This window comes from Bosea sp. NBC_00550, assembly GCF_026020075.1.
Lineage (GTDB): Bacteria > Pseudomonadota > Alphaproteobacteria > Rhizobiales > Beijerinckiaceae > Allobosea.
Genome location: NZ_CP102772.1, coordinates 59,619 through 73,641, shown reverse-complemented (window position 1 = coordinate 73,641; position 14,023 = coordinate 59,619). Strand labels below are relative to the sequence as shown.

Below are 14,023 nucleotides of genomic sequence, written 5' to 3'. Positions count from 1 at the left end.
CTGCCTTTCGATGAGGCAGCGGTGCCTGCGAATTGGTGCGGCGCATCATCGACGACGGCGAGATTCTGAGTCAGCTTAGTGCCATGAGGAACGAATTCGGCGAGTGGCATGTCCGCCAGATCATCGAAAACGCTCCCCGGAAAATCATCCGCACAATGGGGGAAAGCATGAAGCTGTTGAAGGTTGCAGTCTCGGCCGCCGCGCTCGCGCTCGCCGCGCTTCCGGCCCTTGCCCAGGCACCCTCCACACTACGCATCGGGCTGCAAGAAGACCCCGACATGCTCGATCCGCACAAGGCCCGCACCTTCGTCGGGCGCATCGTGTTCATGGGCCTGTGCGACCGGCTGCTCGACATCACGCCGGAACTGAAGCTGGTGCCGAGACTGGCGACGGAGTGGAACTTCTCCGCAGACGGGCTCACCCTGACGATGAAGCTGCGCAGCGACGCAAAATTCCATGACGGCGAACCCTTCAATGCGGAAGCCGCGAAGGCCAATATCGAGCGCGCGATGACCCTGCCGGACTCGCTGCGCAAATCGGAGCTGGCCTCGGTCGAGAAGGTCGAGGCCCCGGATGCGACGACGCTGGTGCTGAAGTTGAAGCGCCCGGACGCCACGCTGCTCTCGCAGCTGACAGACCGCGCCGGCATGATGCTCGCCCCCAAGAGCCTGTCGGGCGACGTCGCCGCCAAGCCGGTCTGCTCCGGCCCCTACAAATTCGTCGAACGCGTCCAGAACGACCGCATCGTGCTGGAGAAGTTCAAGGAGCATTGGGAGGCGGACAAATACGGCTTCGACCGGATCGTCTACCGCTCGATCCCCGACACGACGGTACGCCTCGCCAATCTGCGCTCGGGCGAGCTCGACATGCTGGAGCGGCTGGCGCCGACCGACGTGAAATCGGCGGAAGGCGACAAGTCGCTCAAGGTCGCGAGCATGGCCAATCTCGGCTACCAGGGCATCACCATCAACACCAACAATGGCGACGCCGCGAAACAGCCGGTGGGCCAGGACAAGCGCGTGCGCCAGGCGCTCTCGCTGTCGATCGACCGCAAGGTGCTGAGCCAGGTGGTGTTCGAGGGGCTCTACGAGCCGATGAACCAGCCCTTCAACCCCGGCAATTTCTATCTCAGCGCCGAGCTGCCCGTTCCCGCCCGTGACGTCGCCAAGGCCAAGGCGCTGCTCAAGGAGGCCGGTCAGCCCAAGGTCACGGCCGAGCTCTTCGTCACCAACAACCCGGTCGATGCCCAGCTCGGGCAGGTCATCCAGGCGATGGCCCAGGAAGCCGGCATCGACATCCAGATCCGCTCGACCGAGTTCGCCAGCCAGCTGCGCGACCAGCAGCAGGGCAAGTTCCAGATGAGCCGGATCGGCTGGTCCGGCCGCATCGACCCGGACGGCAACATCCACCCCTTCGTCACCACCGGCGGCGGCCAGAACGACGGCAAATACTCCAACCCCGAGGTCGACCGCCTGCTGAACCAGGCCCGCACCGTCTACGAGCCGGCCGAGCGCAAGAAGCTCTACGACGCCGCGCAGAAGATCCTGCAGGACGAGCTGCCGATCATCTATCTCTACAACCAGACGGTGTTCTTCGCGATGCGCTCGACCATGCAGGGCTTCGTGATCAACCCGGACGGGATGATCCGGCTGGCGGGGTTGAAGCGCTCGTGAGGGTTTCCCACGGGTCGGCGACTGCGCCGTCATCCCGGGCGGCCGAAGGTCGTCCCGGGACCCATCGCAGAGCGCGGTTCTCTACGATGGATCCCGGAGTTCCGCTTCGCTGCATCCGGGATGACGGAGCGGTTCCGAGCGCGCCATGTTCACCCTGATCATCCGCCGCATCCTCATCGCGATACCGACGCTATTCCTGGTCTCGCTCTTCGTCTTCGCCCTGCAGCGCGCGCTGCCGGGCGACCCCTTCCTCGTCATCGCCGGCGAGGAGCGCGACCCGGAGGTGATCGCGCGGCTGCGCGAGATCTACCGGATGGACGACCCGGTCGTCGTCCAGTTCTTCGCCTGGCTGGGACAGGTGGTCCAGGGCGATTTCGGCCGCTCGCTGCGCACCGGCGAGCCGGTGCTGAACCTGATCCTGCAGAAGCTGCCGGTGACGCTGCAACTCGCGACCGCCTCGATCCTCGTCGCGATCTGCATCGGCATTCCGATCGGCATCCTCGCCGCGCGGCACAAGGGCACGATCATCGACTATTCGGCGAGCGCAGCCGCGCTGTCCGGCCTCTCGATCCCGAATTTCTGGTTCGGGATCATGCTGATCCTGCTGGTTTCCGTGCACCTGAAATGGCTGCCGGCCTCGGGCTACGAATCGATCTTCGTTCACCCCTGGGAGGCGATCCAGCGATTGATCATGCCGGCTTTCGTGCTCGGCAACGGGCTCGCGGCCTTCCTGATGCGCCATACCCGCTCGGCGATGCTGGAGGTGCTGCGCTCGGATTATGTCCGCACCGCCCGGGCCAAGGGGCTCGACGAGGACACGGTCATCCACCGCCATGCGCTGCGCAACGCGCTGGTGCCGATCATCACGCTGACCACCCTGCTCTTCGGCGAGTTGCTGGCGGGCGCGGTGCTGACCGAGCAGGTCTTCACCATCCCCGGCTTCGGCAAGCTGATCGTCGATGCCGTGTTCAATCGCGATTACGGGGTGGTGCAGGGCGTGGTGCTGTGCACCGCAATCGGCTTCATCCTGATGAACCTGCTGGCCGACATCCTCTACGTCCTCGTCAATCCGCGCCTCAGGACCGGCTGATGGCATCGCTGGATTCCCTCCCCTCATCGGGCGCGGCGAGCGGGATGAAGGCGCGCCCCGGCGTGCTCGCCCGGCTGATCCGCAACAAGTCCGCGCTGATCGGCGGCGGGATCGTGCTGATCTTCGTGCTGATGGCGGTACTCGCACCGATCCTGCCGCTGGCAGACCCGTTCAAGTCCAACTTCCTCGCCATCCGCAAGCCGCCCTCGGAACTCTACTGGTTCGGGACGGACGAGCTCGGGCGCGATCAGGTCTCGCGGCTGTTCTACGGCGCGCAGGCCTCGCTGCTCGCCGGCATCGTCTCGGTGCTGATCGCGGTGGCGATCGGCCTGCCCTTCGGGCTATTGGCCGGCTGGTATGGCGGCTGGACCGACATCGTGATCTCGCGCATCACGGAAGCGCTGCTCGCCTGCCCTTTCCTGATCCTCGCCATCGCCTTCGCGGCGGTGCTCGGCCCCTCGCTGACCAATGCGATGATCGCAATCGGGCTGTCGGCCGTGCCGATCTTCATCCGGCTGGTGCGCGGCCAGGTGATGAGCGTGAAGGCGGAGGATTTCGTCGAAGGCGCGCGCTCGGTCGGCGCGCGGGACCTGCGGCTGATGTTCCGCCATGTGCTGCCCAACACCCTGTCCCCCATCGTGGTGCAGTCGACATTGTTCATGGCACAGGCAATCATCCTGGAAGCCGCCCTCTCCTTCCTCGGCCTCGGCCAGCAGCCGCCGTCGCCGTCCTGGGGTCAGATGCTCAACGTCGCCAAGAACTTCATGGAGCAGGCGCCGTGGATGTCGGTGGCGCCGGGCGTCTGTATCTTCCTCGCCGTGCTCGGCTTCAACCTGCTCGGCGACGGCCTGCGCGACGCGCTCGATCCAAAGGAGGGCTAGATGATCTCCACCTACTCAGCCCTCATCCTGAGGAGCCGCGAAGCGGCGTCTCGAAGGATGCTCCAGAACGCTCCGCCGAGGTTGCCAGCAAGCCTCGACCGAACGAGGTTGGGATTCTTTGGAGCTCCGGCTGTCATGCGGAAACAGGATGGATGCTGGCTCTACATCGTAGAATGCAGCGATGGCAGCTTCTACACCGGAACTTCGCGCGGAGAGATCGAAGCCCGGATCAGTCAGCACAATGCGGGGCTGCACCCCGGTAGCTACACCTTCACTCGGCGACCCGTCACCTTGGCCTTCGCGGAGCATTTCCCCAATATTCTCGATGCGATTGCCATGGAACGGCGCGTCAAGGGTTGGTCGCGACGTAAGAAGCAAGCCATGATCGATGGTCGCTGGGAGCAACTCCCCGAGTTCGCAAGGCGCCGAACATGATCCGCGGTTTCAATATCGCTTTGCGATGCGTCTACGAGCCTTCTGGAACATCCTTCGAGACGCCGCTTCGCGGCTCCTCAGGATGAGGGCTGAGCGGAAAGCAGAGACCTAGCCGCTCCGTGCCTGACCATTCCTTTTTCTGACAAACTGGACACGCCCATGTTTACGACCCGCCCCGAAATCCTCGGCACCTTCGGCGTCGTCACCTCGACGCATTGGCTCGCCACCGCGTCGGGCATGGCGATGCTGGAGAAGGGCGGTAACGCCTTCGACGCCTGCGCCGCCGCCGCTTTCGTGCTGCAGGTGGTCGAGCCGCATCTCGTCGGCCCGGCCGGCGACATGCCCGCCATCTTCTATTCGGCCGACACGAAGAAGGTTGAGACGCTCTGCGCGCAGGGGCCGGCGCCGCAGGCTGCGACCATCGCTGCCTACAAGGCGCTCGGCCTCGATTTGATTCCCGGCTCCGGGCTGCTTGCCACCGTGATCCCCGGCGCCTTCGGGGGCTGGATGACGCTGCTGCGCGACCATGGCCGGCTGAAGCTGCGCGAGGTGCTGGAGCCCGCGATCGGCTATTTCGAGAACGGCCACCCGATGCTGCCGCGCGTCTCGGACTCGATCCGCGAACTCACCGACCTCTTCACCAATGAGTGGGCGAGTTCGGGCGCGGTCTACTTGCCGGGTGGCAATGTGCCGGAAGCGCGCAAGCTCTTCGCCAACAAGGCGGCAGCCGCGACCTACAAGCGCATCCTCTCCGAGGCGGAAGCGAAGGGCAGCGACCGTCAGGAGCAGATCCAGGCCGCCTATGACGCCTGGTACAAGGGCTTCGTCGCCGAGGCCATGGACCGCTTCTGCCGCACGCAGGAGGTGATGGATTCCTCCGGCCGCCGCAACAAGGGCCTGCTCACCGCGCAGGACATGGCGAGTTACCGGCCGACCTACGAGACGCCGACCTCGGTCAGCTATCACGACTGGGAGGTCTTCAAGATCGGCCCCTGGGGCCAGGGCCCGGCCTTCCTGCAAACGCTGAAGATCCTGGAAGGCATCGACCTTGCCGGGATGGGGCCGGCGAGCCCGGAATTCGTCCATCATGTCGTCGAGGCGATGAAGCTCGCCTTTGCCGATCGCGAGGCCTATTACGGCGACCCGGATTTCGTGAAGGTGCCGCTCGCGACCCTGCTCTCCGAGGATTACGCGGCCGGCCGGCGCGGCCTGATCGGCGAGCGGGCCTCCCTGGAACTCAGGCCCGGCATCGTGTCCGGCTACGAAGACCAGGTGGCGCATGCGCTGAGGGCGCTCGGCGCCATCGCCCAGCCCGCACAGGGCGGCGCCAGCGTCGGCGAGCCGACCATGGCGTCGATGGTCGCGGCCGGGCGGAAGGGCGATACCGTCCATATCGACGTCATCGACAAATGGGGCAACATGATCGCGGCGACGCCCTCGGGCGGCTGGCTGCAGTCCTCGCCGGTGATCCCGGAGCTCGGCTTCCCGCTCAACTCGCGCGCGCAGATGTTCTGGCTGGAGGAGGGCCTGCCCTCCTCGCTCGCGCCGGGCAAGCGCCCCCGCACGACGCTGACGCCCACGATCGCCTTCGAGAAGGGCGAGCCCCGGCTCGCCTTCGGCACGCCGGGCGGCGACCAGCAGGAGCAATGGCAGCTCGGCCTGTTCCTGCGCCGGGTCCATCACGGGCTCAACCTGCAGGAAGCGATCGACCTGCCGCTGTTCCACACCCAGCACTTCCCTTCCTCCTTCTATCCGCGGTCTTCGCGACCGGGCCATATGATGATCGAGGAGAGCATCGGCAGCGCGGCGCTGGCAGAGCTGGAACGCCGCGGCCATGCGCTGGAGAAGGCGCCGGCCTGGACGGTCGGGCGGCTGACTGCGGCGGAACGCGGCAGTGACGGCCTCTTGCGCGCCGCCGCGACGCCGCGTCTGATGCAGGCCTATGCCGCCGGCCGCTGAGGAATAGCCTGCATGACCTGGTCCATCGTCGCCCGCGACGCCGCGACCGGCGCCTATGGCGTCGCCGTCTCGACCTGCGCCTTCGCCGTCGGCTCGCGCGTGCCCTTTGGCGGCGGGCGGATCGGCGCCATCGCGACGCAGGCTTTCGTCAATCCGCTCTACGGCCTCGATGGCCTGCGGCTGCTGCAGGAGGCGCGCTCGGCCGTCGAGATCGTCGCGACATTGACGGCGGCCGACGAAGGCCGCGCCCATCGCCAGCTTCACGTCATCGACCGTGACGGCCGGATTGCCGCCCATACCGGCGCGGCCTGCATCGACTGGTGCGGGGCGGTGGACGGGCCGCAGGTCTCGGTCGCCGGCAACATGCTCGCGGGCCCTGAAGTCGTGCAGGACACTCTCAAGGCCTACATCGCCTCCTCGGCACTGGACTTCGATGAGCGGCTGCTGGTGGCTCTGGAAGCGGGCGAGAAGGCCGGCGGCGACAAGCGCGGCCGGCAATCAGCCGCGATCCGCATCTGGAACGGCGAGCCGGTGCCGAGCTTCGACATCCGCGTCGACGATCATGCCGATCCGCTGGCGGAGCTGCGCCGGCTCTGGCGCATCGCGCATCAGCGCTATGTGCCGTTCCAGCAGGCTTCGCCATCGCGTGGGCGCCCGGCCGGCGTCACCGACAGGGCCGAACTGGACAGGCTCTGCGAGGACTACGCCGCCCATTGGAACGCCCGGCACCCGGCAGCCTGATCCGGCGAGCCGCGTTCTCGGAGCCTGCAGGCCGTGGTAAGCTGACGCTTCGTCACCTTACCAACCGAGCCTGCGGGAGGCGCTGATGGCCGATCCGGACACCGAAGCCCTTCAGCGCCGGATCGCCGCGCTCGAAGCCCAGATCGCGCTTCTCACGCAAGCGATCTCCGCCGACCGAGGTGGCAATGTCGTCATCAATGCACCGGGATCGCTGACCGTGAATTGCGGCCTCGGCATCGCGCTCAGCGCCGGCAGTTCCATGACGCTGACGTCCGGAGGCGGCTTGGCCATGACCGCCGGCGGCCATGCAAGCCTCGCCGTCGGCAACCGCCTGCGCGTCAGCAGCAGCCAGGAGATCGCCCTTGAAACGCGCAGTTTCAGCGTCGCCGCGGCGATCGGCTGCGAGATCGACAGCGGGCAGAACTTCAACGTCACCTCCGGCAAGGACATGGCGGTGAGCGTCGGAAAGGATATGGCGGTCCGCGTCGGCAAGGCGCTCTCGATCGAGAGTGCGGATGCCACGACGCTGAAGAGCGGCGACGCCAAGCTGAATATGCGGAAGGACGGCAGCGTCGAGCTTCAGGGGCGCGACATCACGTTCAGGGCATCCGGACGCCTCGATGCCAAGGCGTCCGGCACTGTCACGATCAAAGGATCCAAGATCCTCCAGAACTGAGGCCGAGCATTTTCAAGCGAAGTGGCAGCCGGTTCGCGTGAAGAAAATGCGACCAAGCCAGGAAATGAAGCGCATCCGCGTTTCGCAGAAATGCGGATGCGCTTCAGTCAGGTCAACCGCCCACGCGCGGCGACCGGCAACTCGCCGATCAGCTTGTCGCCGCGCACGGTGACCAGCCGGTCGACCATGTTGACGACGACGCAGACATGGTTCGGGACGACCCGGACGACCTCGCCGACGACCGGCCGCTTGTTCGAGGCCGACAGGTCGAGGAAGCCGTGCTCCTCGGCGAATTGCGCGATCTTCGCCGCGGGATATTCGAGGATGTAGCCGTGGCCCTCGAGATTGCCCTTGTCGCTGGTCAGCGTCTTGGAGCCTGAATCGAGGATGCCCCGCTCCGCCCCGGCCCGGCTCACCACCGTCGCATAGACCGTGAGCGCGCAATCCTCCAGCGTCGCGACGCCGGCCGCGATCTGCATGCGGTCGTTGAAGATCGAGGTGCCCGAGCGATGCTCGGTCGCGCCCTTCAGCTTGCCCATGTTGGGGATGTTGGGCGAGCCCCCGGTCGAGATGATATCGGCCTTGAGGCCGGCATCGCGCAGGCCGGCATTGGCGGTGTCGAGGAAGATCTGCGTGCGTTCCCAGCCATCCTCGGGCGGGTACATCAGGAAGCCGGCGAAGCGCAGGCCCGGCGAGGCCGCGACCATCTTCGCAAGTTCCACCGCCTCGTTCGGCGTCTCGACGCCGGCGCGCTTGCGGCCGGTATCGCATTCGATGACCACCTCCAGATCACGGCCTGCGATCTCGCCGGCGTGCGGCAGGCCGGAGATGGTGACGGGGTTGTCGGCGGCGACGATCATCCGCACGCGGCGCTGGAGCGCGCCGAGGCGGCCCAGCTTCTCCTCGCCGAGGATGTTGTAGCTGATCATGATGTCGTCGAGCCCGCCATCGGCCATGACCTCGGCCTCGCCGAGCTTCTGGCAGGTGATGCCGCGCGCGCCGGCCTCGACCTGCAGCCGCGCCAGCTCCGGCGATTTGTGCGTCTTGATATGCGGGCGGTTGGCGACTCCGGCTGCGTCGCAGGCGGCCTGGAGCCGCGCGATGTTGGCATCGACCTTGTCGAGATCGATCACCACGGCCGGCGTGCCGTAGACGCGCGCGATCTCGGCGGCCAGCGGCGTCGAGGCCGGCTGGTCGACAGCCTGCGATGTGGTCGCGGTGACGCTCATGGCAGCACCCGGATGATGACTTCGATTTCGACCGTCATGTTGTTCGGCAGCGAACCCATGCCGACCGCCGAGCGGGCATGACGGCCGCGATCACCGAGGACGGCGACGAACAGGTCCGAGCAGCCGTTGATGACCTTGGGCTGGTCGGCGAAATCGGGGGCGCCGTTGACCATGCCCAGCAGCTTGACCACCTCGACCTTGTCGAGCGAGCCGACCGCCTTCTTCATCGCAGCGAGCAGGCCGAGGCCGGTCTGCTTGGCGTGCTCATAGGCTTCCTCGATCGTGACGTCCTTGCCGACCTTGCCGGTCGGATAGGTGCCGTCCGCCCGCTTCGGGCCCTGGCCCGAAAGATAGACGATGTCGCAGACCTGCTTGAAGCTGACATAGGTGGCGATCGGCGTCGGCACCTCCGGCAGGGTCAAACCCAGTTCCTTCAGCTTGTCTTCGGCGCTCATGGCGTTTCTCTCCTCAATCCTTCGCCGGCATCTGTCGCGCCGGCCCTTGGGCTCAAACCTGTAATTCGCGGCGCATGTAGCGGGCCGCATCGTCATAACTCGCGAGCTTGCGATCAAGCACGGGGTCATGCACCTCGCGAAAGCCATGGCGCCACCAGAAGCCGGTCGAATCGTTGACCGCGACCAGCGCGAGGCTCGAACAGCCGGCCAGCGCGGCATGATCCGCAATTTGCGCGACGATCCCGCCGGCAGCGCCGCCGCCCCTGCCTTCGGGCAGAAGCGCGAGATCGTGGATATACCAGTTCCGCGTGCCTTGCGGGATCTCGCCGAGCAGCGAGTTCAGCGCCGGCACCATGCCGTCGGGCCAGGGGTGGCTGACGAGATAACCCAGCAGGCCACCGCCTTCGCTGGCCAGAACATGGCAGCCCACAGGCGCCAGCCGCAACCGCTCGGCGAAGACCGCCTCATCCTCGGGATAATCCGGATGCACGACGGCCGCGATCGCCATCACGGCCGGCAGATCGGAGGGCGCCATCGGGCGCCAGCCCCCTCCTCGCCCGTCATGCTCGGGCTTGACCCGAGCATCTTCCGCCGAAGGAGTCTCCTGCGCGCCAACGCCCCGAGTTTCCCGGGTCTGCGCTTCGCTTCGCCCGAGAATGACGCCGCGTGTCGTGCGCGGCAATTAAGCCGCGACCTTCGGGAACTTGCTCGTCCGCTTCGGGTGCCACCACTTGCCCTTGAGCACGACACCTTCGGATGCGATCTTCTTGTCGCCGATCAGGTGCTCGCCAACGACGTCGACATAGTCGAACTTGCCTTCCCTGACGGTCAGGATTGTCGCATCGCCGAGCGAGCCGACCTTGAGCGAACCGTACTCGGTCCGCTTCAGCGCCATGGCGGCGTTCACGGTCGAGGCGGCGATGACGTTGTTCAGGCTCATGCCCATGCAGAGGAACTTCGACATGGTGGTGACCTGGTCGAAGGCCGGGCCGTCGATGCAGAGCTTGTGCACGTCAGACGAGATCACGTCCGGCTCGAAGCCGTTGGCGAGCATGGCGCGCGTCGTCTTGAAGGAGAACGAGCCCTTGCCGTGGCCGATGTCGAAGATGACGCCGCGCTTGCGGGCGGCCAACACCTCCGGCTTCACCGTGCCCTGCGCCGTCGCGGGCGCATTCGGGAAGGGGCGGAAGGCGTGGGTCAGCACGTCGCCCGGCCGGAGCATGCCGATGACCTCCTCATAGGACGGCGGCGGATGGTCGATATGGCACATCAGCGGCATGCCGACCTCGTTGGCGACCTGCAGCGCGATGTTGAGCGGCACAATGCCGGAGTTGCCCGAGGCATGGAGGCCGACGCGGACCTTGATGCCGACGATGTAGTCGCGGTTCTTGTCGGCGACCTCGACGCAGTCGATCGGGTTCATCAGGCGCAGATCGCCGCTCTCTCCGACCATGACCCGGTGGTCGAAGCCGTAGATGCCGGCATGCGAGACGTGGAGATAGGCGAGGATGCGCGCCTGGCTCTGCTCGATCACATGCTTGCGGAAGCCGGGCCAGTTGCCGGGGCCGGCCGAGCCGGTGTCGACCGAGGTGGTGACGCCAGAAAGGCGGCAGAACTCGTCGGCGTCGATGCCGAGCGAGGTGCCGCCCCAGTAGACATGGGTGTGAAGGTCGATCAGGCCCGGCGAGACGATGTAGCCGGAGACGTCGCGGATCTCCTTGGCGCCTTTCAGGTCCTTGCCGAAGCCGGACACCTTTCCGTCCGTGAAGGCGACGTCGAGAATGCCGTCATGCTTCTGCGACGGGTCGATGACGCGGCCGCCCTTCAGGATGAGATCGTGGGTCATTTTAGTCCTCTAGGATGATCAAACCGGGGAGACGGCGCCCTTGCGCTCGACGATGAGGCCATAGGCCTGCGGCTCGCGATGCCTGGCGAAATTGAAGGTCGAGGCCTTATAGCTCTTTCCGAGGTCCATGTCGCAACGGGCGACGACGAGTTCGTCGCCCTCGGTCACGGCCTGCGCGACGACCTCTCCGGTCGGCGCGATGATGCAGGAGCCGCCGATCTGGTCGACGCCGGCCTCGGGCCCTGCCTTGGCGACGCCGACCACCCAGGTGGCGTTCTGATAGGCCCCGGCCTGCATCACGAGCTGGTTGTGGAAATTGCCGAGCCGGTCATGGTCCGGCGCCGGCGGGTTGTGCTTGGGCGTGTTGTAGCCGAGCACGACCAGCTCGACATCCTGCAGGCCCATGGAGCGGTAGCTCTCCGGCCAGCGGCGATCGTTGCAGATCATCATGCCGATATTGGCATCCATCGTCCGCCAGACCGGCCAGCCGAGATTGCCGGTCTCGAAATAGCGCTTCTCGAGATTCTGGAACGGTGCGGCTGGGCGATGCTCGGGATGCCCCGGCAGATGGATCTTGCGGTACTTGCCGACGATCGAGCCGGTCTTGTCGACCAGGATCGCGGTGTTGAAGCGGCGCTTGCGGCCCTCCTCGAAGGCGAGCTCGCAATAGCCGAGATGAAAGCCGATGCCGAGGCGCGCCGCTTCGGCGAAGAGCGGCGCGGTCTCGTTCGAGGGCATCGCCGTCTCGAACCAGCTGTCGATCTCGTCCTCGTCGTCGATCCACCAATGCGGGAAGAAGGCGGTGAGCGCCGCTTCCGGATAGACGACGAGATCGGCGCCGTGCCCCTTGGCCTGCCGCATCAGCTCGATCAGGCGGGCGACGGCCGAGGCCCGGCTTTCAGCGCGCTGGATCGGGCCGAGCTGGGCGGCGGCGACGGTGAGGATGCGGGTCACGTCATAGGCTCCGGATGAAGATCACCCTACAGCGAAGGCTTTCAAGCACTGAGCCGGCGCGTCAAGCGCCGGCAATGCAGGGCGAGGGTTGTTCCAGCGGCAGGGCTGGCTTTCAGAGGGACTTGGCGAGACGCGGATCGAGGGAGTCTCGCAGGCCGTCGCCGAGGAGGTTGACGGCGAGGACGGTGATGGAGAGGAACACGGCCGGGAACAGGATGATGTGCGGCCTAACCTGCCAGAGCGCCCTGCCCTCGGCCATGATGTTGCCCCAGGACGGCGTCGCCGGCGGCACGCCCGCGCCGATGAAGGACAGGATCGCCTCGACGATCATGGCGCTGGCGCAGATATAGGTCGCCTGCACGCTCATCGGCGCGAAGGTGTTGGGCAGGATATGTCTGATGATGATGCGCGGCACGCGCGCGCCATTGGCCACGGCAGCCTCGACATAGGGCTGCTCGCGCAGCGACAGCACGACGCCACGCACCAGGCGCGCCACGCGCGGGATCTCGGCGATGGTGATGGCGAGGATGACGTTGCCGACCGAGCCGCGCGTCAGCGCCATCAGGGCGATGGCGAGCAGGATCGGCGGGATCGACATCATGCCGTCGATGACGCGCATGATGATGCCGTCGGCCCAGCGCACGAAGCCGGCGAAGAGGCCGATGGTCAGCCCGACGACCGAGGACAGCACGGCGACGCTGAAGCCGACGAGGAGCGAGACCCGCGCCCCGTAGATCACGCGCGAGTAGATGTCGCGGCCGAGCATGTCGGTGCCGAACCAGTAGAGCTCGGAGGGCACGCGGGTGCGCCTGGACGGCGAGATCGCGGTCGGGTCGACCGTGCCGAGCAGCGGGGCGAAGATGCCGATGAGCGCCATCAGCACGAGCAGGCCGCCGCCGATCGCGACGGAGGGGTGGCGCCGCAGATAGCGGCGGAAGCGCACGGAGCGGCTGAGGCCGGGAGCCTTGATCGGCTCGGCAGCCACGACGCCGACGGGGGCCGGAATGGACGATTGCGCGGTCAATAGCGGATCCTCGGGTCGACGAGGGTGTAGGTCAGGTCGATCAGCAGGTTCACCAGCACGTAGACCAGGCTGAACATCAGCACGACGCCCTGGATCACGGGATAGTCGCGCCGCAGGATGGCATCGACGGTGAGCCGGCCGAGGCCGGGAATGGCGAAGACGCTCTCGGTGACGACCGCGCCGCCGATCAAAAGCGCGATGCCGATGCCGATGATGGTGACGATCGGCACCGCCGCGTTCTTGAGCGAGTGCAGGAAGAGCACGTCCTTCTGCGCCACGCCCTTGGCCTGGGCGGTGCGGACGTAGTCCTGCTGGAGCACCTCGAGCATCGTGGCGCGGGTGATGCGGGCGATCAGCGCGATATAGACGAGGCCCAGCGTCACCGAGGGCAGGATCAGGTTCCGCAGCCAGGGCCACAGGCCCTGCGAGATCGGGGTGTAGCCCTGCACCGGCAGCCAATCGAGCTTCAGCGCGAAGAAATAGGCGAGCAGGTAGCCGACGACGAAGACCGGCACGGAAAAGCCGAGGACGGCGAAGGCCATCGCGGCCTTGTCGATCCAGCTCCCGGCCTTCCAGGCCGCGAGCACGCCCATCGGCACGGCGATGACGACGGCGAAGATCAGGGTCAGCACCATCAGCGAGACGGTCGGCTCGATGCGCTGGGAGATGAGCTGCGTCACCGGCAGCGAGGTGAAGATCGAGGTGCCGAGATCGCCCTGCAGCACGCGGAAGGACCATTCGGCGAAGCGCACGAGATAGGGCCGGTCGAGCCCGAGGCTGGCGCGGATGCGCTCGACATCGGCGGGCGAGGCCTGGTCACCGGCGATGATGGCCGCCGGGTCGCCCGGCGCGATATAGAGCAGCGAAAAGACGAACAGCGCCACGAAGGCCATCACAGGGATGGTCGTGAAAATGCGCCTGACAACAAAAGCGAGCATAAGGCCGACGAGCCTCGTTCACATCGAATCCAGGAGCCGCGGCCCGGTTTTCGTCCGGGTCGCGACGAGGCGAGGTGTCGGAGCGGCCGGGCCGGCTCCGAAGAGGCAGAGCGGCCCCGCCG

At 66.5% G+C, this 14,023-nt stretch carries 14 protein-coding genes; 7 read left to right on the top strand and 7 right to left on the bottom strand.

Features of this window, described 5'->3' with window-relative positions; all coding sequences use genetic code 11:
- Positions 1-167 precede the first annotated feature (167 nt).
- The 7 genes from NWE53_RS00375 (at position 168) to NWE53_RS00345 (ending at position 7,455) form a co-directional block, all read left to right on the top strand.
- Positions 168-1,673 (top strand): ABC transporter substrate-binding protein, encoded by a 1,506-nt coding sequence (locus NWE53_RS00375; protein WP_265052427.1) that lies wholly within the window; start codon positions 168-170, stop codon positions 1,671-1,673.
- Positions 1,674-1,818: 145 nt separating this feature from the next.
- Positions 1,819-2,763: an ABC transporter permease gene (locus tag NWE53_RS00370; RefSeq protein WP_265052426.1), complete on the top strand. Its 945-nt coding sequence runs from the start codon at positions 1,819-1,821 to the stop codon at positions 2,761-2,763.
- Between the two features lie 44 nt (positions 2,764-2,807).
- Positions 2,808-3,644 carry an ABC transporter permease gene (locus NWE53_RS00365; protein ID WP_265052425.1) on the top strand — a complete coding sequence of 279 codons (837 nt, stop codon included), beginning with the start codon at positions 2,808-2,810 and terminating at the stop codon, positions 3,642-3,644.
- 135 nt (positions 3,645-3,779) lie between these two features.
- Positions 3,780-4,079, top strand: a complete 300-nt coding sequence (locus NWE53_RS00360; protein WP_265052424.1) for a GIY-YIG nuclease family protein — start codon at positions 3,780-3,782, stop codon at positions 4,077-4,079.
- Between the two features lie 159 nt (positions 4,080-4,238).
- Positions 4,239-6,038, top strand: coding sequence for a gamma-glutamyltransferase family protein (locus NWE53_RS00355; protein WP_265052423.1), 1,800 nt, complete (start codon positions 4,239-4,241; stop codon positions 6,036-6,038).
- A 12-nt stretch (positions 6,039-6,050) separates the two neighbouring features.
- Entirely contained in the window at positions 6,051-6,779 is a 729-nt protein-coding gene (locus NWE53_RS00350) for a DUF1028 domain-containing protein (RefSeq protein WP_265052422.1), read from the top strand.
- Between the two features lie 85 nt (positions 6,780-6,864).
- Positions 6,865-7,455: a DUF2345 domain-containing protein gene (locus NWE53_RS00345; protein ID WP_265052421.1), complete on the top strand. Its 591-nt coding sequence runs from the start codon at positions 6,865-6,867 to the stop codon at positions 7,453-7,455.
- Between the two features lie 107 nt (positions 7,456-7,562).
- On the opposite strand, the gene NWE53_RS00340 is transcribed toward NWE53_RS00345, so the two are convergent.
- The 7 genes from NWE53_RS00340 to NWE53_RS00310 all read right to left on the bottom strand — a co-directional run bounded on the left by NWE53_RS00340 (position 7,563) and on the right by NWE53_RS00310 (position 13,901).
- Positions 7,563-8,684, bottom strand: a complete 1,122-nt coding sequence (locus NWE53_RS00340) for an alanine racemase (RefSeq protein ID WP_265052420.1) — start codon at positions 8,682-8,684, stop codon at positions 7,563-7,565.
- A complete protein-coding gene (locus NWE53_RS00335) occupies positions 8,681-9,139 on the bottom strand; it encodes a RidA family protein (RefSeq protein WP_265052419.1) in 459 nt (152 codons plus the stop codon). Before NWE53_RS00335 ends, NWE53_RS00340 begins: the two co-directional genes overlap by 4 nt.
- A gap of 52 nt (positions 9,140-9,191) precedes the next feature.
- The gene (locus tag NWE53_RS00330) at positions 9,192-9,674 is read right to left on the bottom strand and encodes a GNAT family N-acetyltransferase (protein WP_265052418.1); all 483 of its coding nucleotides are present in this window, start codon (positions 9,672-9,674) and stop codon (positions 9,192-9,194) included.
- Between the two features lie 147 nt (positions 9,675-9,821).
- The gene (locus NWE53_RS00325) at positions 9,822-10,985 is read right to left on the bottom strand and encodes an amidohydrolase/deacetylase family metallohydrolase (protein WP_265052417.1); all 1,164 of its coding nucleotides are present in this window, start codon (positions 10,983-10,985) and stop codon (positions 9,822-9,824) included.
- 18 nt (positions 10,986-11,003) lie between these two features.
- Positions 11,004-11,939: an N-carbamoyl-D-amino-acid hydrolase gene (locus NWE53_RS00320; RefSeq protein WP_265052416.1), complete on the bottom strand. Its 936-nt coding sequence runs from the start codon at positions 11,937-11,939 to the stop codon at positions 11,004-11,006.
- A gap of 112 nt (positions 11,940-12,051) precedes the next feature.
- On the bottom strand, positions 12,052-12,963 hold the full coding sequence (locus NWE53_RS00315; protein ID WP_442864919.1) for an ABC transporter permease: 912 nt from the start codon (positions 12,961-12,963) through the stop codon (positions 12,052-12,054).
- A complete protein-coding gene (locus NWE53_RS00310) occupies positions 12,960-13,901 on the bottom strand; it encodes an ABC transporter permease (RefSeq protein WP_265052415.1) in 942 nt (313 codons plus the stop codon). Before NWE53_RS00310 ends, NWE53_RS00315 begins: the two co-directional genes overlap by 4 nt.
- Between the last annotated feature and the right edge of the window lie 122 nt (positions 13,902-14,023).